At 71.5% G+C, this 22,201-nt stretch carries 17 protein-coding genes; 5 read left to right on the forward strand and 12 right to left on the reverse strand.

Translation table 11 applies throughout. From position 1 onward, the window contains the following. Positions 1–25: 25 nt before the first annotated feature. Genes whiA through uvrC form a run of 4 tightly spaced genes read right to left on the reverse strand, consistent with a single transcriptional unit; the run spans position 26 to position 5,179 of the window. On the reverse strand, positions 26–1,015 hold the full coding sequence (gene whiA / locus ACWDUZ_RS08535; protein WP_218513052.1) for a DNA-binding protein WhiA: 990 nt from the start codon (positions 1,013–1,015) through the stop codon (positions 26–28). After that, complete coding sequence (locus ACWDUZ_RS08540; protein ID WP_451631046.1) at positions 1,006–2,118, reverse strand: gluconeogenesis factor YvcK family protein; 1,113 nt, start codon at positions 2,116–2,118, stop codon at positions 1,006–1,008. Before ACWDUZ_RS08540 ends, whiA begins: the two co-directional genes overlap by 10 nt. Continuing rightward, the gene (gene rapZ, locus ACWDUZ_RS08545; RefSeq protein WP_451631047.1) at positions 2,115–3,143 is read right to left on the reverse strand and encodes an RNase adapter RapZ; all 1,029 of its coding nucleotides are present in this window, start codon (positions 3,141–3,143) and stop codon (positions 2,115–2,117) included. The genes ACWDUZ_RS08540 and rapZ overlap by 4 nt, the downstream gene beginning before the upstream one ends. After that, a complete protein-coding gene (uvrC, locus tag ACWDUZ_RS08550; protein WP_451631048.1) occupies positions 3,140–5,179 on the reverse strand; it encodes an excinuclease ABC subunit UvrC in 2,040 nt (679 codons plus the stop codon). The genes rapZ and uvrC overlap by 4 nt, the downstream gene beginning before the upstream one ends. Before the next feature lie 332 nt (positions 5,180–5,511). Here uvrC and ACWDUZ_RS08555 point away from each other — a divergent pair, with 332 nt between their 5' ends. Beyond that, on the forward strand, positions 5,512–6,465 hold the full coding sequence (locus tag ACWDUZ_RS08555) for a hypothetical protein (RefSeq protein WP_451631049.1): 954 nt from the start codon (positions 5,512–5,514) through the stop codon (positions 6,463–6,465). Positions 6,466–6,489: 24 nt separating this feature from the next. Here the strand turns inward: ACWDUZ_RS08555 and ACWDUZ_RS08560 are convergent, their stop codons facing one another. Further along, the gene (locus ACWDUZ_RS08560; protein WP_451631050.1) at positions 6,490–6,915 is read right to left on the reverse strand and encodes a Rieske (2Fe-2S) protein; all 426 of its coding nucleotides are present in this window, start codon (positions 6,913–6,915) and stop codon (positions 6,490–6,492) included. A gap of 230 nt (positions 6,916–7,145) precedes the next feature. Here ACWDUZ_RS08560 and ACWDUZ_RS08565 point away from each other — a divergent pair, with 230 nt between their 5' ends. Together ACWDUZ_RS08565 and ACWDUZ_RS08570 are read left to right on the forward strand one after the other, a co-directional pair. Next, positions 7,146–8,198 (forward strand): LacI family DNA-binding transcriptional regulator, encoded by a 1,053-nt coding sequence (locus tag ACWDUZ_RS08565; RefSeq protein ID WP_451631051.1) that lies wholly within the window; start codon positions 7,146–7,148, stop codon positions 8,196–8,198. Continuing rightward, on the forward strand, positions 8,195–9,106 hold the full coding sequence (locus ACWDUZ_RS08570; protein WP_451631052.1) for a carbohydrate kinase family protein: 912 nt from the start codon (positions 8,195–8,197) through the stop codon (positions 9,104–9,106). The genes ACWDUZ_RS08565 and ACWDUZ_RS08570 overlap by 4 nt, the downstream gene beginning before the upstream one ends. Before the next feature lie 88 nt (positions 9,107–9,194). On the opposite strand, the gene uvrA is transcribed toward ACWDUZ_RS08570, so the two are convergent. Continuing rightward, positions 9,195–12,233 carry an excinuclease ABC subunit UvrA gene (uvrA, locus tag ACWDUZ_RS08575; RefSeq protein ID WP_451631053.1) on the reverse strand — a complete coding sequence of 1,013 codons (3,039 nt, stop codon included), beginning with the start codon at positions 12,231–12,233 and terminating at the stop codon, positions 9,195–9,197. Between the two features lie 234 nt (positions 12,234–12,467). Here uvrA and ACWDUZ_RS08580 point away from each other — a divergent pair, with 234 nt between their 5' ends. Together ACWDUZ_RS08580 and ACWDUZ_RS08585 are read left to right on the forward strand one after the other, a co-directional pair. Then, the gene (locus tag ACWDUZ_RS08580) at positions 12,468–13,154 is read left to right on the forward strand and encodes a maleylpyruvate isomerase family mycothiol-dependent enzyme (RefSeq protein ID WP_451631054.1); all 687 of its coding nucleotides are present in this window, start codon (positions 12,468–12,470) and stop codon (positions 13,152–13,154) included. 109 nt (positions 13,155–13,263) lie between these two features. Continuing rightward, entirely contained in the window at positions 13,264–13,920 is a 657-nt protein-coding gene (locus ACWDUZ_RS08585) for an MBL fold metallo-hydrolase (RefSeq protein WP_451631055.1), read from the forward strand. Positions 13,921–14,170: 250 nt separating this feature from the next. On the opposite strand, the gene aroQ is transcribed toward ACWDUZ_RS08585, so the two are convergent. From aroQ to uvrB, 6 genes are all read right to left on the reverse strand, one after another. After that, complete coding sequence (gene aroQ, locus ACWDUZ_RS08590; protein WP_451631056.1) at positions 14,171–14,644, reverse strand: type II 3-dehydroquinate dehydratase; 474 nt, start codon at positions 14,642–14,644, stop codon at positions 14,171–14,173. Between the two features lie 133 nt (positions 14,645–14,777). Continuing rightward, positions 14,778–15,878: a calcium:proton antiporter gene (locus tag ACWDUZ_RS08595; RefSeq protein ID WP_451631057.1), complete on the reverse strand. Its 1,101-nt coding sequence runs from the start codon at positions 15,876–15,878 to the stop codon at positions 14,778–14,780. Between the two features lie 78 nt (positions 15,879–15,956). Continuing rightward, the gene (locus ACWDUZ_RS08600; RefSeq protein WP_451631058.1) at positions 15,957–16,958 is read right to left on the reverse strand and encodes a TerC family protein; all 1,002 of its coding nucleotides are present in this window, start codon (positions 16,956–16,958) and stop codon (positions 15,957–15,959) included. A gap of 258 nt (positions 16,959–17,216) precedes the next feature. After that, on the reverse strand, positions 17,217–19,211 hold the full coding sequence (locus ACWDUZ_RS08605; RefSeq protein WP_451631059.1) for a TerD family protein: 1,995 nt from the start codon (positions 19,209–19,211) through the stop codon (positions 17,217–17,219). Between the two features lie 65 nt (positions 19,212–19,276). After that, positions 19,277–19,855: a TerD family protein gene (locus ACWDUZ_RS08610; RefSeq protein WP_451631060.1), complete on the reverse strand. Its 579-nt coding sequence runs from the start codon at positions 19,853–19,855 to the stop codon at positions 19,277–19,279. A gap of 173 nt (positions 19,856–20,028) precedes the next feature. After that, positions 20,029–22,185, reverse strand: a complete 2,157-nt coding sequence (uvrB, locus tag ACWDUZ_RS08615; RefSeq protein ID WP_451631061.1) for an excinuclease ABC subunit UvrB — start codon at positions 22,183–22,185, stop codon at positions 20,029–20,031. Between the last annotated feature and the right edge of the window lie 16 nt (positions 22,186–22,201).

Genomic DNA, 22,201 nt, shown 5'->3' on the forward strand with positions numbered 1-22,201 from the left:
GTGGTCGCCGTCGCGTGTACGCGGGTCAGCCCGCGAGATTGTCCGCGAGTTCCTCGGTGAGGTTGGCCTCGGTGCCCGGGATGCCCAGGTCGGCGGCGCGCTTGTCGGCCATGGCCAGCAGCCGGCGGATGCGGCCGGCGACGGCGTCCTTGGTCAGCGGCGGGTCGGCGAGCGCACCCAGTTCCTCCAGGGAGGCCTGCTTGTGCTCCATGCGCAGCCGGCCCGCCGCCGCGAGGTGCTCGGGCACGTCGTCGCCGAGGATCTCCAGGGCCCGGGCCACCCGCGCACCGGCGGCGACCGCGGCGCGGGCCGAGCGGCGCAGGTTGGCGTCGTCGAAGTTGGCCAGCCGGTTCGCCGTGGCACGGACCTCGCGGCGCATCCGCCGCTCCTCCCAGGCCAGCACCGACTCGTGTGCGCCGAGACGGGTCAACAACGCGCCGATGGCGTCACCGTCACGGACGACGACCCGGTCCACTCCGCGCACCTCACGGGCCTTTGCGGCGATGGACAGCCGGCGGGCGGCGCCGACCAGGGCGAGCGCGGCCTCCGGTCCGGGGCAGGTCACCTCCAGCGACGAGGAGCGGCCCGGCTCGGTGAGCGAGCCGTGCGCCAGGAAGGCCCCGCGCCAGGCGGCCTCGGCGTCGCAGGTGGCCCCCGAGACCACCTGCGGGGGCAGACCGCGGATCGGGCGGCCCCGCCCGTCGACGAGACCCGTCTGGCGGGCCAGCTGGTCACCGCCCGCGACGACGCGTACCACGTAGCGCGAGCCGCGGCGCAGCCCGCCCGGCGCCATCACGATCAGCTCGGAGCTGTGTCCGAAGATCTCCAGGATGTCCCGCTTCAGCCGGCGCGCCGCCATGGCGGTGTCCAGTTCCGCCTCGATCACGATGCGCCCACTGACCAGGTGGAGGCCGCCGGCGAACCGCAGAATGGCGGATACCTCCGCCTTCCTGCAGCAGGTCCGGGTGACGGGGAGCCGGGAGATCTCGTCCTTCACCGCTGCCGTCATCGCCATGGGCCGATCCTTCCATGCATCCGAAAAATACGGTCGTACGCGGCGGCCAGCAGCTCCGGGTCATGCCGCGGAGTTCCGTCCCTCCGGGCCACCGGCGCCAGCTCGACCGCGGCGCCGAACCGCTTGGCGGCCTCGGTGAGCACTTCGCGGTCGGGCACGGCGGCCTCGTCGGCCAGCACCACGTCCAGGGCGAGTTTAGGGGCGTGTCGTCCCAAAACCTCCAAATGACGCTGCGGGGAGAAGCCCTCGGTTTCTCCTGGCTGCGGGGCGAGGTTCAGGGAGAGCACACGGCGTGCCTTCGTCTCGGTGAGCGCGTCCAGAAGCTCGGGCACCAGCAGGTGCGGGATGACCGAGGAGAACCAGGAGCCGGGTCCGAGCACCACCCAGTCAGCGTCCAGCACCGCCGCCACGGCCTCCGGGACGGCGGGCGGGTCGTGCGGCACGAGGTGCACGGACTGCACCTCGCCGGGCGTGAGCGCCACCGTGGCCTGGCCGCGGACGGTGTCCACGTCGTCGGGGCGCTCCGGGTCGTGCCCCTTGACCAGGGCCTGGAGCTCCAGCGGCACGGCGGACATGGGCAGCACACGCCCGTGCGCCCCCAGCAGCTTGCCGACCAGGTCCAGGGCCTGGACGTGGTCGCCGAGCTGCTCCCACAGGGCGACGATCAGCAGATTGCCGACGGCGTGGTCGTGCAGATCGCCCTGGGAGGTGAAGCGGTGCTGGATGACGCGTGCCCAGGTCTGGCCCCAGTCGTCGTCGCCGCACAGCGCGGCCAGCGCCTTGCGCAGGTCGCCGGGCGGCAGCACGCCCAGTTCGTCGCGCAGGCGCCCGCTGGAGCCGCCGTCGTCGGCGACGGTGACGACGGCGGTCAGGTCGCCGGTGATCCGGCGCAGTGCGGCGAGCGAGGCGGACAGGCCCCTGCCGCCGCCGAGGGCGACCACCTTGGGCTGGGCACCGCGACGACGCGGCCGGGCGCCCCGGGACTCGGGACGGGTCGCGCGCCCTTCACCCGCCTGGTGGCCCGAGGCGGCGGACAGCCTGCCGGCACGTCCCTCCGGCACCACCCGGCGCAGTCTGCTCAGCCGCGGAGTACGTCCGGTCACTCGCGCCCCATGTCCCGGTGGACGACGACGGTCTCCACGCCCTCGGCCGCGAGTCGTGCGGCGAGCTTCTCCGACATGGCCACGGAGCGGTGCTTGCCGCCCGTGCAGCCGATGGCGATGGTCACGTAGCGCTTGCCCTCGCGGCGGTAGCCGGCCGAGATCAGCCGCAGCAGTTCGGCGTAGCGGTCGAGGAACTCCTTGGCGCCGGGCTGGTTGAAGACGTAGGCGGCGACCTCCTCGTTGAGGCCGGTGTACGGGCGCAGCTCCGGCACCCAGTGCGGGTTGGGCAGGAACCGCATGTCCGCGACCAGGTCGGCGTCGACGGGCAGCCCGTACTTGAACCCGAAGGACATCACCGTGGCCCGCAGCTCGGGCTCCTCCTCGCCGGCGAACTGGGCGTCCATCTTGGCGCGCAGCTCGTGCACGTTGAGGCTGGAGGTGTCGATCACCAGGTCGGCGTCGCCGCGCAGCTCGCGCAGCAGCTCCCGCTCGGCGGCGATGCCGTCGACGATGCGGCCGTCGCCCTGGAGGGGGTGGGGGCGGCGCACCGACTCGAAGCGGCGCACCAGGGCGTCGTCCGAGGACTCCAGGAAGACGATCCGACGGGTGACCTGCCGGGCCTCCAGGTCCGCCAGGGACTCCCGCAGATTGTCGAAGAAGCGGCGGCCGCGGACGTCCACGACGACCGCGATGCGCGCCACGTTGCCCTGCGAGCGGGCGCCGAGCTCCACCATGGTGGGGATCAGCGCGGGCGGCAGGTTGTCGACGACGAACCAGCCGAGGTCCTCCAGGCACTTGGCGGCCGTGGACCGCCCGGCGCCGGACATACCGGAGATGATCACCAGCTCGGGGATGGCCGCGTCGGGGACGCCGCCCGTGTCGATGCCCGTACTCACCTGTGCTCCGTCTTCCCGGACCGAGGGCTGCCCCTGGTCCTCGCGTGGCTCCTGGCGGGCCTGATCCCGCGGCTGGGTGGGGTGCGCCTGTTCTCGCCGCTGTGCGCGCTGCTCGTCGTGCTCGGTCATGTCTCCTGGCCCCGTCGATCGTTCCGGGCGCCCGCGGGAACGGGCTCCCCTGCGGCACCGGCCGTCGCTCCGGATGCCGTCTCCTCCACGTCTTCCATGATCTCTCCGGTCGCCGTGTTCACGGCGGGTGCGGCCGGGGCCGCCTGGGCGAGGGCCCCGGCGATCGTCTCGGCCGTCTTGCGGCCTATGCCGGGCACCTCGCAGATCTGGTCGACGGTGGCGGACCGCAGCTTCCTCACCGACCCGAAATACTTGATGAGCGCCCGCTTGCGGGTGTCGCCGAGGCCCGGCACGTCGTCCAGGGGGCCTGCGCGGAACCGCTTGGCCCGCTTGGTGCGCTGGTAGGTGATGGCGAAGCGGTGGGCCTCGTCACGGACGCGCTGGAGCAGGTACAGCCCTTCGCTGGTGCGCGGCAGGACCACCGGGTCGTCCTCGCCGGGCAGCCACACCTCCTCCAGGCGCTTGGCCAGGCCGCAGACGGCGATGTCGTCGATGCCGAGCTCGTCCAGGGCCCGACGGGCCGCGGCGACCTGGGGCTGCCCGCCGTCGACGACGACAAGCTGCGGTGGATAGGCGAACTTTCTCGGACGGCCTTCATCGTCCTTGAGGTCGTCGTCCACCCACTCGCCGCTCTTCTCCATGTCGGCCAGATAGCGCCGGAAGCGCCGGGTGATCACCTCGTGCATGGAGCGGACGTCGTCCTGCCCCTGGAAGCCCCTGATCTGGAAACGCCGGTACTCGCCCTTGCGCTGCAACCCGTCCTCGAAGACGACCATGGAGGCCACCACGTCGTCGCCCTGGAGGTGGGAGATGTCGTAGCACTCGATGCGCAGAGGGGCGCTGTCCAGGTCGAGGGCCTCGGCGATCTCCTCCAGGGCGCGCGAGCGGGTGGTCAGGTCGGAGGCGCGCTTGGTCTTGTGCAGGGCGAGCGCCTGCTGGGCGTTGCGCTGCACGGTCTCCATGAGGGCCTTCTTGTCGCCGCGCTGCGGGATGCGCAGGGACACGCCCGAGCCGCGGCGGTCGGTGAGCCACTGCTGGACCGGCCCGAGGGGGTCGGGCAGGGCGGGGACGAGGACCTCCTTGGGTACGGCGTCCCCGCTCTCCTCGCCGTACAGCTGTTGCAGCGCGTGCTCGACCAGGGCCCCGGTGGTGACCTCCTCCACCTTGTCGGTGACCCAGCCGCGCTGACCGCGCACCCGTCCGCCGCGCACGTGGAAGATCTGCACGGCCGCCTCCAGCTCGTCCTCGGCGACGGCGATCAGGTCGGCGTCGGTCGCGTCGGCGAGCACGACCGCGTTCTTCTCCATGGCCTTCTTCAGGGCCTCGATGTCGTCACGCAGGCGGGCCGCCCGCTCGTACTCCATCTCCTCGGCCGCCTGTGTCATCTGCTGTTCCAGGCGGCGCACATAGGTGCCCGTGCGGCCGGCCATGAAGTCGCTGAACTCCTCGGCCAGTTGTCGGTGGTCCTCGGCGGAGATCCGGCCGACGCAGGGGGCGGAGCACTTGCCGATGTAGCCGAGCAGGCAGGGGCGGCCGGTGCGGGCGGCGTTCTTGAAGACGCCGGCCGAGCAGGTGCGCACGGGGAAGACGCGCAGCAGGAGGTCGACGGTGTCGCGGATGGCCCACGCGTGGGCGTACGGACCGAAGTAGCGCACGCCCTTCTTCTTGTGGCCGCGCATGACCTGGACGCGCGGGAACTCCTCGTTCATCGTCACCGCGAGGTACGGGTAGCTCTTGTCGTCGCGGTACTTGACGTTGAACCGGGGGTCGTACTCCTTGATCCAGGAGTACTCCAGCTGGAGGGCCTCGACCTCCGTGGACACCACGGTCCACTCCACGGACGCGGCCGTGGTGACCATGGTGCGGGTGCGCGGGTGGAGGTTCGTCAGGTCCTGGAAGTAGTTGGCCAGGCGCTGACGCAGACTCTTCGCCTTTCCGACGTAGATCACCCGGCGGTGCTCGTCCCGGAATCGGTAGACCCCGGGAGAGTCCGGGATGTCTCCCGGCTTGGGGCGGTAGCTGGAGGGGTCGGCCATGTCTCACACCCTACTGGCGAGGAGTGACAGCGCGGCGAGCCTGTGGACAACGCGCTCGGCGCCGGGCTCGCCGGGAGCAGTCCGCCCTCGCACCGGGGTGCCGACCGCGCTCGACGGGGTCCGGACTCCCCACCGCGGGCGGGGCGGGCCCGCCCCGCGAGGGGTACGGACTCGGCCAGGAGTACGCGGCGGTCCGGCCTCAGGTGTTGTCGGGACATGGGCTACACGCTTCAATGCGGGGGAAGTCGGGGCCGTGGGGGTGGTCCCTGCGACTCGCGTGAACGGTCTGACCAGCCGTTGTGCACCCCGCACCTTCACAGAAAGGCCCGTGCATGCCGCACGCCTCCCAGCAGACGGACGTCGCTACCGCGGAACTGGACACGGCTCTGCGGGGCGGCCCCTTCCACGTGGCGCTGCGCGCCGCGATCGCCGCCCGCGGGCTGCCGCTGCAACGCGTGCAGCACCATCTGTCGCGCTACGGGGTCCGGGTCGGCGTCACCAGTCTGAGCTACTGGCAGCAGGGCGCCCGGCGCCCGCAGCGCCCGGAGTCGCTGCGGGCCGTGCGGGCCCTGGAGGAGATACTGCGGCTGCCGGACGAGTCCCTGATCCGGCTGCTGGCCGAGAACGGCGGGGACCGGGAGCATCCGGCCGGACGGCCCGCCTCCCGTTCCTACCGCTCCTTCGTCGAGGCCTCCGGTGTGCTGCGCGGGCTGCTGGCGGATCTGGACGCCCCGCCCGACGGCGGACTGCAGACCCTCGGCCACCACGAGCGCGTGCGCATAGGGGCGCGCCGGGAACTGGCCGGGCGCGAGTCGCAGCACATCGTGCGCGCGCTGCGGGACGGTGTGGACCGGTTCGTCGCCGTCCACCACGGTGATCCGGGCTGCGCGCCGGAGCGGATGGCGGTGCAGGCGCTGGAGAACTGCCGCACCGGACGCGTGCGCCGGCACCACGACACCGGGGTCCTGGTGGCCGAACTGCTCTTCGACACCAGTCTGCGGGCCGGCGACACGTATCTGTTCCGGTACGGCGTCGAGGACGGCACGGCCGGGGTGTCGCGCGAGTACGTCCGGGCCTTCGACTCGGCGGGCGGGCAGTACGCCCTCCAGGTGCGGTTCGACGCCGCCGCCCTCCCGGCGCGCTGCCACCGGTTCACGCAGCACTCGGCGGCGGCCCCGCGCAGCGACCGGCAGGAGCTGCCGGTGAGCGAACGGCACCGTTCGGTCCACCTGGTGGAGCCGCGGGTCCGGTGCGGGATCCTCGGGATCGGCTGGGACTGGGGGTAGCCCGCCTGCGCGGGGGTGAGCCGGTCAGGCGCCGGGACCGGCGACGATCTTGCCGCCCTCCGCGCGCACGGGGAGTGCGACGAGCGGCTCCGTGGCCGGGGACTGCACCACTTCGCCGGTCGTGGCGTCGAACCGGCTGCCGTGGCAGGGGCAGATCAGGGTCGTGTCCTGGAGCTTGTTGATCGGGCATCCCGCGTGTGTGCAGACGGTGCTGAACGCCTTCAGCGCGCCGCCCGCGTCCCGGCTGACGACCACGTTGTGGTCCCGGTACAGCTTGGCGCCGCCCTTGGGGACCTCGCTCTCGGGACCGAGGTCGACCGGGGCGGTGGGGGCGGCCGGGGCCGAGGCGCCGCCCTCGGGTCCGCAGGCGACGAGCCCGAGCCCGGCGACGGGGGTGAGGGCCGCTCCACGAAGGATCGTGCGGCGGCGCGCGGACGGACGGCCGGGCATGGGGAACTCCACTGGTCGCAGGGTTGTGCACGCCGACGATACCCACCGCGTCGAGGGACCCCGGGGCGGGGTCCGCGAGACGTAAACGTTTGCGCAAGCGTTTACGTCCGACGCGGAATGGGATACGGTCCCGGCCAACAGGCCCCGAGGTCCCGCCACGGCACAGGACGAACAGCCGTGCGGCGGTGGGACGAAGCCGGGGCCGCACGGCGGTTCGGAAGGGGAACGCGATGCCGACCATGGCCGATGTGGCGCGCAGCGCCGGCGTCTCCGTGGCGACCGTCTCACATGTGCTGAACGGCACCCGTCCGGTGCTGCCGCACACCCGTCAGGCGGTGCTGGCCGCCGTGGAGGAGCTCGGCTACACGCTCAACGGGCTCGCCCGCTCCCTCGTCACGTCCCGGACCCGGTCCATCGGTCTCGCGGTGTCCGCCATCAGCAACCCGTACTTCACGGAGATCCTCCAGGGGGTCGAGTCCAGCGCCCTGGAGCACGGCTACAGCCTGCTCATCGCCGACCCGCACGACGACCCCGCGCACGAACACACGGTGGTGCAGCTCCTGCACGAGCGCCGGGTGGACGGCGTCATCGTCGCGCCGTCCGCGCGTCCGCGGGAGCTCGTCGCCTACCTCACGCGGCACGGCGTACCCGCCGTGTTCCTGGACCGACTGGTGCACACCGGCATGGACACCGAAGAGCGGGAGGCACCCGGATTCGACCAGGTCTGCGCCGAGAACGCCGCACCGACGGCCGGACTCGTCACCCACCTCGCGTCCCTCGGGCACCGCCGGATCGGCCTGGTCGCGGGCCTGCCCGGACTGAGCACGACCAGCGAGCGGATCAGCGGGTACCGCCACGGACTGGCCGCCGCCGGTCTCCCTCACGACGAACGGCTCGTGGTGCACGGCGACTCCTCGGCGGACGGGGCGGAGCATGCCACGGCGTCCCTGCTGTCCCTCGCCGTGCCGCCCACCGCCCTCGTCACCGCCAACAACGCGATGACCATCGGTGCCCTGCGCGCGCTGCGCGAGCGCGGCCTGTCGGTGCCCGAAGACATGGCGCTGTGCTGCTTCGACGACTTCGACTGGGCCGACCTGTTCTCCCCGCGGCTGACCGCCGTCGCCCAGCCCGGCAGAGAGCTCGGCGCCCGGGCCCTGCGGGTGCTGCTGGACCGTCTGGCCGAGCCGGACCGGCCCGCCCGCACCGTGCGGCTGCCCTGCACCTTCGTCCACCGCACCTCCTGCGGCTGTCCCGCTCGGCCCGAGAAAGGAACGGACACGTGATCGTCGTCGCCGGTGAGGCCCTGATCGACCTGGTACCGCGGGGCGCGGGCGCCCTCGCGGACCTCAAGCCGGCGCTCGGCGGCGGCCCCTACAACACGGCCGTCGCCCTCGGCCGTCTCGGCTCCCCCACCGCTTTCTGCTCCCGCACGTCGTACGACGCCTTCGGCGAGGCCCTGCTCGACGGGCTGCGCCGGGCGGGGGTGGACGTCTCCGGTGTGCAGCGCGGCAGCGAACCGACGACGCTGGCGGTCGCCACGGTCGACGCCGACGGCTCCGCCGCGTACTCCTTCTACGTGGACGGGACCGCGGACCGGCTGTTCAGCGTGCCCGCCGGGCTGCCCGCCGGGACCCGCGCGGTGTCCTTCGGCACCTGTTCGCTGGTGCTGGAGCCGGGTTCCGGCGCCTACGAGGAGTTGATGCGGAGCGCGGCCGGCCAGGGTGTGTTCACCGCGCTCGACCCGAACATCCGGACCGGGCTGATCCCGGACCCGGACGCCTACCGGGCTCGGTTCCGCGGCTGGCTGCCGTCGGTGTCCCTGCTGAAGCTCTCGGAGGAGGACGCGCGGTGGCTGGGCGGCACTCCGCGCGAGTGGCTGGCCGCCGGGCCCTCGGCCGTCGTGATCACTCACGGGGGCGACGGGCTCACCGCGTACACCCGGGACGGCGCGGAGCACTCCGTGCCGGGCGTGAAGGTGGACGTCGTCGACACGATCGGCGCGGGCGACACCGTCAACGCGGCCCTGCTGCACGGCCTGGCCGCTCGCGACGCCCTGTCCCCGGAGGGCCTCGCCGGCCTCGGCGCCGAGGGCTGGACCCGGCTGCTGCGGTTCGCGGCCCGGGCGGCCGCGGTCACCTGCTCCCGCGCGGGCGCGGAGCCGCCGTACGCGTCCGAGGTGGGCGAGCCATAGCGACATGCGGCTGGGCGCCTCACGGGTTGGTTTCCGTGAGGCGCCCAGCACTCGGTCGCGGCTGTTCGTGCGCTCCTGGAGCGCTCGCTCAGGCCTTGCGGGCCCGCGCCGTCTTCTGTGCGGGGACCGTCTTCTTCGCGCCCGCGGCCTTCTTGGTCGCCGTCCCGTCCGCGGCCTTGGCCGTGCTCGTCCGCGCCGTTCGCGTCCGCGGTGTCGCCGAGGCCGCCGCCACCGCCTTGCCGACGGCCTTGCGCGGTGCCTTCACCGGCGCGGCGTCGCTGATCCGGTCGGCGCCCAGGATCTCCCGGAGGAACTTGCCGGTGTGGCTGGCCGGCACGCCGGCGACCTCCTCGGGGGTGCCCTCGGCGACGACCAGGCCGCCGCCCGCGCCGCCCTCCGGGCCCATGTCCACGATCCAGTCGGCGGTCTTGATCACGTCGAGGTTGTGCTCGATGACGATGACCGTGTTGCCCTTGTCGACCAGCCCGGAGAGGACCTTCAGCAGCTTGCTGATGTCCTCGAAGTGCAGGCCGGTGGTCGGCTCGTCCAGGACGTAGACCGTGCGCCCGGTAGAGCGCTTCTGCAGCTCGCTGGCGAGCTTCACCCGCTGGGCCTCACCGCCGGACAGGGTGGTCGCGGACTGGCCGAGCCGGACGTAGCCGAGGCCGACGTCCTTCAGGGTCCTCAGGTGCCGGGAGATGGCCGGGACGGCATCGAAGAAGTCGGTCGCCTCCTCGATGGGCATGTTCAGCACGTCGGCGATGGACTTGCCCTTGTAGTGGACCTCCAGCGTCTCCCTGTTGTAGCGGGCACCGTGGCAGACCTCGCAGGGGACGTAGACGTCCGGCAGGAAGTTCATCTCGATCTTGATGGTGCCGTCGCCCGCGCAGTTCTCGCAGCGGCCGCCCTTGACGTTGAAGGAGAAGCGGCCCGGCAGGTAGCCGCGGACCTTCGCCTCGGTGGTCTCGGCGAACAGCTTGCGGATGTGGTCGAAGACGCCGGTGTACGTCGCCGGGTTGGACCGCGGGGTGCGGCCGATGGGCGACTGGTCGACGTGCACCACCTTGTCGACGAGGTCGTCGCCGTCCACGCGCGTGTGCCGTCCGGGGACGTTGCGCGCGCCGTTCAGCTCGCGAGCCAGGTGCGTGTACAGGATGTCGTTGACCAGGGTCGACTTGCCGGAACCGGAGACGCCGGTGACGGCCGTGAAGAGCCCCAGCGGGAAGGACACGTCGATGTCCTGGAGGTTGTTCTCCCGGGCGCCGTGCACAGTGAGCTGCCGGGACAGGTCGCGCGGTCGCCGGATGCCCGGCAGCGGGATGGACTTCTTGCCCGCCAGATACTGTCCGGTCTGCGACTCGGCGTTGGCCAGCAGCCCCTTCAGGGAGCCGCTGTGCACGACCTTTCCGCCGTGCTCACCGGCGCCGGGGCCGATGTCGACGACCCAGTCGGCGACCTTGATGGTGTCCTCGTCGTGCTCGACGACGATGAGGGTGTTGCCCATGTCGCGCAGTCGGACCAGGGTCTCGATCAGCCGGTGGTTGTCGCGCTGGTGCAGGCCGATGGACGGCTCGTCCAGCACGTACAGGACGCCCACGAGGCCGGAGCCGATCTGTGTGGCCAGGCGGATGCGCTGGGCCTCGCCGCCGGAGAGCGTGCCGGCCGCGCGGTTCAGCGAGAGGTAGTCCAGGCCGACGTCGACCAGGAACCGCAGCCGCTCGTTGACCTCCTTGAGCACGCGCTCGGCGATCTTCTTGTCGCGGGCGTCGAGCTTGAGCCCGCGCAGGAAGTCCGCGCAGTCGCTGATCGACATCGCGGAGATCTCGGCGATCGACTTGCCCATGAGCGTGACCGCGAGGACCACCGGCTTCAGACGGGTGCCCTCACAGGTCGGGCAGGGCACCTCGCGCATGTAGCCCTCGAAGCGCTCGCGGCTGGCGTCGCTCTCGGCCTCGCTGTGCCGGCGCTTGACGAAGGGCACGGCGCCCTCGAAGGGCGTGGTGTACACGCGCTCGCGCCCGTACCGGTTGCGGTAGCGGACCTCGATCTGCGTCTTGTGGCCGTACAGCAGGGCCTTCTTGGCGCGCTGCGGCAGGCCCGCGAAGGGGATGTCCGTGCGGAAGCCGAGCGCGTCGGCGAGGGCGCCGATCAGGCGGCCGAAGTAGTCCTTGGTGTGCCCGTGCGACCAAGGGTGGATGGCGCCCTCGTCGAGGGTCTTCTCCTCGTCGGGGACGATCAGCTCCGGGTCGACCTCCATGCGGGTGCCGATGCCGGTGCACTCGGGGCAGGCGCCGAAGGGCGAGTTGAAGGAGAAGGAGCGGGGCTCCAGCTCCTCGAAGGACAGGTCGTCGTAGGGGCAGTAGAGGTGCTCCGAGTACATGCGCTCGCGCTCGGGGTCGTCCTCGGGAAGGTCGACGAAGTCGAGCACGATCATGCCGCCGGACAGTCCGAGGGCGGTCTCCACCGAGTCGGTCAGGCGGCGCTTGGCGCTGTCCTTCACCGTGAGGCGGTCGACGACCACCTCGATGGTGTGCTTCTCCTGCTTCTTCAGGGTGGGCGGGCTGGAGAGCTGGACGGTCTCGCCGTCCACGCGCGCGCGGGAGTAGCCCTTGGCCTGGAGGTCGGCGAAGAGGTCGACGAACTCGCCCTTGCGCTCGCGCACCAGCGGCGACAGGACCTGGAAGCGGCTCCCCTCCGGCAGCTCCAGCACCTTGTCGACGATGGCCTGCGGCGACTGACGCGAGATCGGGCGGCCGCACTCGGGACAGTGCGGCTTGCCGATGCGCGCGAAGAGCAGCCGGAGGTAGTCGTAGACCTCGGTGATCGTGCCGACCGTCGAGCGCGGGTTGCGCGAGGTCGACTTCTGGTCGATGGAGACCGCCGGGGAGAGGCCTTCGATGAAGTCGACGTCGGGCTTGTCCATCTGGCCGAGGAACTGCCGGGCGTACGAGGAGAGCGACTCCACGTAGCGGCGCTGGCCCTCGGCGAAGATCGTGTCGAAGGCCAGGGAGGACTTGCCCGACCCGGACAGGCCCGTGAAGACGATGAGCGCGTCCCGAGGCAGGTCGAGCGAGACGTTCTTCAGGTTGTGCTCGCGCGCGCCACGGACGATGAGACGGTCGGCCACGCCGGTCCGCACCTTTCTTGAGAGAAGTGACAGGGGCGGGGCCCCCGTGCTTCTTCAGACTAGGGGGAGCCACTGACAACGCCGGGTGGGATTCCCGGATCCGCCGTGTGGGTCAACAAACCCCGGCTCTCCAGCATGCCCGACGCCACGCTCGACCTTATAGCACGTGCATTCGATTTACGGCCTCGGTCGGCCGCCTTCACCCGAACGTGTGGCGCGGCTAGGGTCAGGTCCATGATTGATCACGCTCGTGACCTGGCATCTGTACAGGACGCCACCGAACGACTGCTCGACGCGGTCGCCAAACTGGACAACGCGGCTGTGACCGATGAGTCACGGCTGCCCGGCTGGACCCGCGGACACGTCCTCGCCCACCTCGCCCGCAACGCGGACGCGCTCGTGAACGTCCTGGAGGGGCGCCCCATGTACGCCTCCGCCGAGGCGAGGGACGCGGAGATCGAGCGGGACGCCCCGCGCGACCTCGACACCCAGGTCTTCGACGTGCGCACGAGCGCGGCCCGGTTCCAGGAGGCCGGAGAGGCGCCGGCGGACTGGTCACGCACCGTGGAGCTGCGCAACGGAGTCACCGACTCCGCCTCCCGCGTGCCGTTCCGCCGCTGGGTGGAGGTCGAGCTGCACCACGTGGACCTCGGTGTCGGCTACGAGTTGGAGGATGTTCCGGCCGAGTTCGTGGAGCGGGAGATCGACTTCCTCGCGCAGCGGTTCTCGGGTCACCCGGACGTGCCGCCGACCCGGCTGACGGACGGCACGCGCGCGTGGAGCACGGGCCGGCAGGCGGCCGAGCCGGCGGTCACCGTCACCGGAGCCCGGGCCGACCTGCTGGGCTGGCTCGCCGGACGGCGCGACGGCTCCGCGCTCACGGTGGCCGGCGGCGCGCTTCCGGCGCTCCCCCCGCTGTAGCTCCCGCATCGGCGGCGGCCGTACGGCCCCGTGCCCGGGGCATGTGAGCACCCTCGGGGGCCTTCGCGACGGACGGACCCCGGGGCACTCCCGCTATAGGCTGACCGCCATGACGTACAGCGGAGAGGTGACGGTCGGCGGCCCGGCGGACGTGCACGAGCTGAAGGACCTGATGATCACCAAGATCGCGGTCGGCCCGATGGACAACAACGCCTATCTGCTGCGTTGCCGGGCCACCGACGAGCAGTTGCTGATCGACGCGGCCAACGACGCGCACACGTTGCTCGGCATGATCGGTGACGACGGCATCGCGTCCGTCGTCACCACCCATCGGCACGGCGACCACTGGCAGGCGCTGGCCGAGGTGGTGGCCGCCACGGGCGCGCGTACGTATGCCGGCCGGGAGGACGCCGAGGGGATCCCGGTGCCGACCGATGTCCTGGTCGACGACGGCGACACCATCCGGGTGGGGCAGGTGGAGCTCACCGCGCGCCACCTCGTCGGACACACCCCGGGGTCGATCGCGCTGGTCTACGACGACCCGCACGGGCACCCGCACGTGTTCACCGGCGACTGCCTGTTCCCGGGCGGCGTGGGGAACACCTTCAAGGACCCGAAGGCGTTCGCCCGCCTGATCCACGACGTCGAGACGAAGATCTTCGACGTCCTCCCGGACGAGACCTGGGTCTACCCCGGACACGGCAACGACACCACACTGGGCGCGGAGCGCCCGCATCTGCCGGAGTGGCACGCGCGCGGGTGGTGAGCCCCTCTGGGGTTACGCGCACCCCGTGTGAAGCCTTCGCACGCGCGGGACGCACGCGTGCGCTCCCCCCCACGGTCCGCCACGCGGTCAACTGATGGCAGCCCCGCACAGGACGACGGCTCCTGGGGCGGCACGGGCCGCCGGTCCTCCTTGCCCGCCCTCGGCCGGCGGCCCGGCCCGACACCGGGGCGCGGCTCCTCCGCCGTCCGCGTCCCGGTTCCCGTGCCGCCCGCACCTCGGTCCGGGACGACTACGCCTCGGTCCGGCCCGCGCGGGCCAGCGTCGCCACCCGCTCCACCGCGAACGCGTATCCCTGGACTCCGCAGCCGGCGATGACACCGTCGGCGCGCAGCGACACGTAGGAGTGGTGCCGGAACGACTCACGCTGGTGGATGTTGGAGATGTGCACCTCCACGACCGGCAGTCCGTCGCAGGTGTTGAGGGCGTCCAGGAGGGCGACGGAGGTGTGGGAGTAGGCGGCCGGGTTGATCACGATGCCGCAGTGGTTCAGCCGTGCCTCGTGGATCCAGTCGACGAGTTCGCCCTCGTGGTTGGACTGGCGGAAGTCCACCGTGCCGCCGTGGGCGGAGGCCGCCTTCGCGCACAGGGCCTCGACGTCCGCCAGCGTGTCGGAACCGTAGATCTCCGGCTGCCGCTGCCCGAGCAGGTTCAGGTTGGGGCCGTTGAGGATCATGATCGGGGCGGTGGCCAGGCTGCGTGGCACGGTTCCTCCGGGTCCGTTCGGGTACGGCCGTGGGTCGACGACCGCTGCTCGGGATCCGGTCTATCACGGCCTGCCGGCCTCGCCGCCGGGGATGCGGGCCCGGCTCGCCCCCCGGGCATGTCGCCCGGCCGGTCTAGGGATTGATCGCCAGTTCCAGGTACGCCGCGAAGATCACCAGGTGCACCCCGCCCTGGAGCGGGGTGGCCCGGCCCGGGACCACGGTCAGCGAGGCGACCACCACCGTGAGCAGGAGCAGCAGCATGTGGGTGGACCCGAGGCCGAGGACGAGCGGCCCCGAGAGCCACACGGAGGCCAGCGCGACGGCCGGGATGGTCAGCCCGATGCTGGCCATCGCGGAGCCGAGGGCGAGGTTGAGGCTGGTCTGCACGCGGTCGCGCCGGGCGGAGCGCAGTGCGGCGATGGTCTCCGGGAGCAGCACCAGCAGGGCGATGATCACACCGACGACGGCTTGGTGCAGCCCGGCCGCGATGACCGTGGACTCGATGGTCGGCGAGACGCCCTTGGCCAGTCCGACCACGCCGACGAGGGCGAGGCCCAGCAGGGTCAGACTCGTCCAGGCCTTGCGGGTGGTGGGCCGCTCCGCGTGACTGTGGGTGGTGATCACCTCGCCGTGTCGGGTGATGGGCAGGAAGTAGTCGCGATGGCGCACGGTCTGGGTGGCCACGAACAGGCCGTAGAGGATCAGTGAGGACAGCGCGGCGAAGGTGAGCTGGAACCCGGAGAACTGTGGCCCCGGCCTGCTGGTGGTGAACGTCGGCAGGACCAGGCTGAGGGTGGCCAGGGTCGCCACGGTGGCGAGGGCCGCACCGGTGCCCTCGGCGTTGAAGACGGCGATGCGGTGGCGGAGCGAGGCGACGAGAAGGCTCATCCCTACGACGCCGTTGCAGGTGATCATCACGGCCGCGAACACCGTGTCCCGGGCCAGGGTCGCGCTCTTGCTGCCGCCGTCGACCATGAGGGTGACGATGAGTGCGACCTCGATGACGGTGACGGCGATGGCGAGGACGAGGGAGCCGAAGGGCTCGCCCACGCGGTGGGCCACCACTTCGGCATGGTGCACGGCGGCCAGCACCGAGACGGCGAGGAGCATGGTAATCACAACGACGACCACGGCGGGCAGGCTGCGTCCCCAGGTGAAGATCAGCAGGACGACCGCGAGCACCGGCACGACGGTCGACCAGGCCGTGGTGTCCACCCTGAGCCGCCTGACCATGCTGCGATCGTCGCAGAGCCCCGCCGGCTTCGCATTCCGGTGCCCGCCGTGGTGCACCGTCAGTCCGGTGCGGGGTGGTCAGGCGTCGACGCTGTCCTTCAGGGCACCGTCGGCCTGCCGTTCGCGTGCCTCCTGCGCGGCCTGCTTCCTGGAGGCCAGGAGGCTGGTGATCGTGGTGACGGCCAGGACGGCGCAGATCACGCCGAGGGAGACGGGGGTGCCGATCTCCGGGACGTGGACGCCGGACTCGTGCAGTGCGTGCAGCACCACCTTGACGCCGATGAACCCGAGGACGACGGACAGGCCGTACGACAGGTGCACCAGCTTCTTCAGCAGGCCGCCTATCAGGAAGTACAGCTGCCTGAGGCCCATCAGGGCGAAGGCGTTGGCGGTGAAGACGATGTACGGGTCCTGGGTCAGGCCGAAGATCGCGGGGATCGAGTCGAGGGCGAAGAGCACGTCGGTCATGCCGATGGCGAGTATCACGACCAGCATCGGCGTCATCACGCGCTTGCCGTTCTGCCGGAGCCACAGCTTGGTGCCGTGGTAGCGGTCGGCCACGCCGAAGCGGCGCTCGACCGCCTTGAGCAGTCTGTTCTCCTCGTACTCCTCGTCTCCGTCGTCGGACCGGGCCTCCTGGATGAGCTTCCAGGCGGTCCAGATCAGGAAGGCGCCGAAGAGGAAGAACACCCACGAGAAGCTCGCGAGAATCGCGGCACCCGCCGCGATGAACGCCGCCCGCAGCACCAGGGCTATGAGGACACCGATCAGCAGCACCCGCTGCTGGTACCGCGAGGGGACGGCGAACTTCGCCATGATCAGGACGAAGACGAAGAGGTTGTCGACGCTCAGCGACTTCTCGGTGATGAAGCCCGCGAAGAACTCCCCGGCCGGCTGCCCGCCGCCGAAGGCGAGCAGGCCGAACCCGAAGAGGCCGGCCAGGGCGATCCAGACGACGGTCCAGATCCCGGCTTCCTTGATCGACACGTCGTGGGGCTTGCGGCCGATGAAGAAGTCGACCGCGATCAGGGCGGCCAGGCCGAGGATGGTCAGGACCCACAGGGTCATGGAAACTTCCATTGCGCCTCCAGCAAGTACGTCACGGCAATGAGTCAGCGTCGTCGCTGCCGGAGGTCTCTTCCGCCCGGGAAGGGCCGGCGCCCCGGGATCTGGTCTGATCCGTGTTGACGGGTACGCCGCAGCAGATGGGGAGTACTCCCCTCCGTGCCGCCCACGATACCCGATTCGCCAAGAAAAGGTAAAGAGCAAGGTAAAGAAAAGACCATTACCCCAGGTCAGGCTGGCTTTACCGAGCCTTGGTCCGCTGTGTGCCCGCGGTCACCGACGCCCGTCCCGGCGGGCCCGCGCCACCTGCGCGAGCACCTGTTCGAGCACCTGGCTGCCCGGCGGCACCTGCGGCGGCTCGTACGTCCAGGCATGCCCCACCCAGGGATCGGCGAGGTGGTCGTCGGCGACCGGTGTGAGCCGCAGCAGCGAACGCCACAGCGGGTCGAGCAACGGTCCGTAGCCGGCGGCGTCCTCGCGGTCGGCGACCATCATCAGGTGGACGCCGACGCCCGGACCCTCGTCCGCCAGATAGCGCAGCCGGGTCACGGCGCGGTCGTCGAAGCCGTGCGGGAAGTCGTTGACGATCAGCAGCTGCTCGGCGGTGTCGAAATCCGGCGGCAGCGCGTCGGGGGCGCCGCCGCGCACGGCCATCTGCACCAGGTCGACCCGCTGAGTGAGCCGGCTCAGCACGTCCGTGACACCCGCGGCGCCGGTCGCGGGCGGGCCCGCGAGCACCCCCGCCCGCACCAGCGGTGCGAGCGCCTGCGCCGCCGACCCGGCCGGGTCGATGACGTGCACGGCGAAGTCGCCCGCCGGGTGGACGGCGAGCAGCCGTGCGGCGTGTGCCACGGCAGCGTCCATCGCCAGGCGTCGCAGTCGCCCGGCGTCGGCGAACGCCTCGTCGGGCGACCCGGAACGGCCGCTGTCGATCCACAGACCGCGTTCCAGCGGCAGCCTGACCAGCATGGGGATGCGCAGGGACGGCTTCTCGGGCAGGTGGAGGTCGCCCAGCCGGACGGCCATCGGGATCTCCATCGGCACCCGGTAGCCGTGCCAGACCGGGTTGTCCCAGCCCGCGTACGCGGGGGGAAGCGCGGGTTCCACCACTTCGGACTCGGCGACGAGCTGTGTCAGGTCGCGGTCGAGGGCCGCGCCGGCCTGGTCGACGAGCTGGGCGTGGCGGGCCTGGGCCGCCTGCCGTGCGGCGTCGCCCTGCCCGCCCAGCCGGTTGCGCGGGTCGGACAGGGCCTGGTCGAGCTCCTTCTCCCTGCGGGACTCGGCGAAGTCGATCGCGCTGCGGTAGGCGGCCGTCGTGCGTGCCAGGTCCTCGAACATGCCCCAGACCTGGTTGTAGAGCCGCTCCTCCATGGACCATCCGGTCGCGTCCCCGGCGACGGGCGGTGCGGGCCGCCCGGGCGGGGCGGGGGGTGCGGTCGGCGGGGGCGGTGGCGGGGCCGTCGTCTGCCGCCGGGGGTGGGAGTAGTCGATCGGCCCGCCCGCGGGCGCCGCCGGCTGCGGGCCGGCCGTCGCGTCCGGGGCTCCGGTCGCTCCCGGAGACGGGGGCCGCCGCGGCCCCCCCGCCGGACACGGGGGCCGCGGTGCCGGCTGCGCGGGGGTGCCGGGCCCCTGGTTCCCGCCGGGGACCGGACCGGCGGGCTGCCGGGAGCGGTCGGCCTCAGCCGTGCGCGGTGGAGGAGCGGACACCGAGCGGGCCAGGTGGCGGGCCACGGCCTCGTCGACCGTGTCCGCCAGTTGGTGGGCCTGGGACAGTCCCTGGTCGGTGAGGAGTTCGGCGAGGCCACCGGCGTATCCCTGGCCGACCGCGCGGACCTTCCAGGCACCCTGCCGGCGGTAGAGCTCCAGGGCGATCAGGGCCGCCTCGGCGTCCAGGCCGGTGACGGTGTAGCTGGCGAGTTCGGTGCCGTCCAGGCCGGTGACGGCCACGAACGGGGCGGCGACCGCGCCGAACCGGGTCGGGCCGTGGCCGCCGCCGGGGAGGACGAGCAGCACACTGACCCGGTGCACCGCTTCCGGTATCGCGCCCAGGTCGACGGCGAGCCGGTGGTCGGCGGCCGGTGCCCGGGAGACCTCGAGGCCGGGCAGGACGGGGGCGCCGGGGTGGGCCACCCCGGCGGCGCCGCGCACCTTGCCGTTCTCGTCGGCGGTCGTGGCGGCGGCCACGACCGGTGTGCCTGCCGAGATGCGGATCTCGAGGCGGGCCTCGGAGAGCGGGTGGTTCTGTCCCCGCACCAGCTCGGCCGTCATGGCTTTGTCCCCCTGTGCCTGTGCCGTTTCCCGTGCCGTGGTGCGGTACCGCTCGCCGTGCCGTCCTACAGGTGCGGAAGGATCGCCGGCATCAGGTCCTGGAAGGTGCGGCCGTTGGCGGGAACACCGAGGGCCGTCATCGTCCAGCCGGTCCCGGCGCGGTGCACCTTGGCCATGACCTGGGCGGTGACGTTGCCGCCGCCGGCCAGGGTGTAGCGGGCCAGTTCCTGGCCGTTGGACTCGTCGACCAGGCGGCAGAAGGCATTCTGCACCTCCTGGAAGGTCTGGCCGGTGAAGGAGTTCACGGTGAAGACGATCTGGTCGATGTGCACCGGAACGCGCTGCAGGTCGACCAGGATCGCCTCGTCGTCGCCGCCCTGGCCGGCGCCGCCGACGAGGTTGTCACCGGTGTGCCGCACGGAGCCGTCGTCGCTGACCAGGTGGCGGAAGAAGACGACGTCGACCGGCTGCTTGTCGGCGAACAGCACCGCGGAGGCGTCGAGGTCGATCTCGCGCGTACGGGAGCCGAACAGGCCGCGGCGGGGCGCCGCCTGCCAGCCCAGACCCATGCGCACCGCGTTCAGGCTGCCGCCGTCGTTCTTCTGCAGGCTGATGGCCTGACCCTTGGTCAAGTTGACGGTCACGGCTGATTCCCCTCTCGAACTGCTCCCCGGCTGCCGCGCGTCGCGCGGTTGATCAGCACCCTATGCAGGGGCACTGACATCGCCGCACCCCCGTCCGCACATTGTGGCGGTCTTGCAACACAGCGCATACGGAGGTACCCGCGCGGCATCGGGCGCGGGCACCTCCGGCAGGGTCAGGCCAGGCCCGCCTCCCGCATCTGGCGCAGTTCCTTCTTCATCTCGGAGACCTCGTCACGCAGCCTGGCCGCGACCTCGAACTGGAGCTCGGCCGCGGCGGCGCGCATCCGCTCGGTCATCTCCTCGATCTGCTCGGCGAGCTGCGCGGCGGGACGGTCGGTGGGCACCGTCTCCTTCGTTCTGCCCTTGGCGGACTTGGCGGGCTTCGCCGCCTTGGCGGCCTTGCCCGTCCGGTCGCCGAGCGACGGCACCGGGGCCTTGGCACCCTTGCCGTCCTTGGTCTTGCGGTAGCCGGTGCCGAGCAACTGCTCGGTGTCGACCTCCTCACGGGCGATCTGCGCGACGATGTCGTTGATCTTCTTGCGCAGCGGCTGCGGGTCGATGCCGTTGGCCCTGTTGTAGGCGACCTGCTTCTCCCGGCGGCGGTTGGTCTCCTCGATGGCCTTCTCCATCGCCGGGGTGATCTTGTCGGCGTACATGTGGACCTGGCCCGAGACGTTGCGCGCCGCGCGGCCGATGGTCTGGATGAGCGAAGTGCCCGAGCGCAGGAAGCCCTCCTTGTCGGCGTCCAGGATCGCCACCAGGGACACCTCGGGCAGGTCCAGGCCCTCCCGCAGCAGGTTGATGCCGACCAGGACGTCGTACTCGCCGGAGCGCAGCTCGCGCAGCAGCTCGATGCGGCGCAGGGTGTCGACGTCGCTGTGCAGATAGCGCACCTGGATGCCCAGTTCCAGGAAGTAGTCGGTAAGATCCTCGGCCATCTTCTTGGTGAGCGTGGTGACCAGGACGCGCTCGTCCTTCTCCACCCGCGTCCGGATCTCGTGCACCAGGTCGTCGATCTGGCCCTCGGTGGGCTTGACGACGACCTCGGGGTCGACGAGGCCGGTCGGGCGGATGATCTGCTCGACCTGGCCGTCCGAACGCGACAGCTCGTACTGTCCCGGGGTCGCCGACAGGTACACCGTCTGGCCGATGCGCTCCTGGAACTCCTCCCACTTCAGCGGGCGGTTGTCCAGGGCGGAGGGCAGCCGGAAGCCGTGCTCCACGAGGGTGCGCTTGCGGGAGGCGTCGCCCTCGTACATCGCGCCGATCTGCGGCACCGTCACGTGCGACTCGTCGATGACGAGCAGGAAGTCGTCGGGGAAGTAGTCGAGCAGGGTGTTCGGCGCGGTGCCGGGGGCACGGTCGTCGAAGTGCATCGAGTAGTTCTCCACACCGGAGCAGGTACCGATCTGGCGGAGCATCTCGATGTCGTAGGTGGTGCGCATGCGCAGCCGCTGGGCCTCCAGCAGCTTGCCCTGCTTCTCCAGCTCGGCCAGACGCTCCTTGAGCTCCTCCTCGATGCCGCGGATCGCCCGCTCCATGCGTTCGGGGCCGGCGATGTAGTGCGAGGCGGGGAAGACGTACAGCTGCTGGTCGTCGCTGATGATCTCGCCGGTGATGGGGTGCAGCGTGGACAGCGCCTCGATCTCGTCGCCGAACATCTCGATGCGGACGGCCAGCTCCTCGTAGACCGGGAAGATCTCGACGGTGTCGCCGCGCACCCGGAAGGTGCCTCGGGTGAAGGCCATGTCGTTGCGCGTGTACTGGATGTCCACGAAGCGGCGCAGCAGCTCGTCCCGGTCGATCTCCTCGCCGACCCTGAGGGGCACCATGCGGTCGACGTACTCCTGCGGGGTACCGAGGCCGTAGATGCAGGAGACGGAGGCGACCACGACGACGTCGCGGCGGGTGAGCAGCGAGTTGGTAGCGGAGTGGCGCAGCCGCTCCACCTCCTCGTTGATCGAGGAGTCCTTCTCGATGTAGGTGTCCGACTGCGGGACGTAGGCCTCGGGCTGGTAGTAGTCGTAGTACGAGACGAAGTACTCGACGGCGTTGTTGGGCAGCAGCTCCCGGAACTCGTTGGCGAGCTGGGCGGCGAGGGTCTTGTTCGGCGCCATCACCAGCGTCGGGCGCTGAAGCTTCTCGATCATCCACGCGGTGGTGGCGGACTTGCCGGTGCCGGTGGCGCCGAGCAGGACGACGTCTTTCTCGCCCGCCTCGATGCGCCGGGCGAGCTCGGCGATGGCCTGCGGCTGGTCGCCGCTGGGCTGGTAGGGGCTGACGACCTCGAAGGGCGCCACCGTGCGTTCGATCTGGGAAACGGGCCGCATGCCATCCACCGTACGA

It is taken from the genome of Streptomyces sp. NPDC003393, from assembly GCF_053589015.1.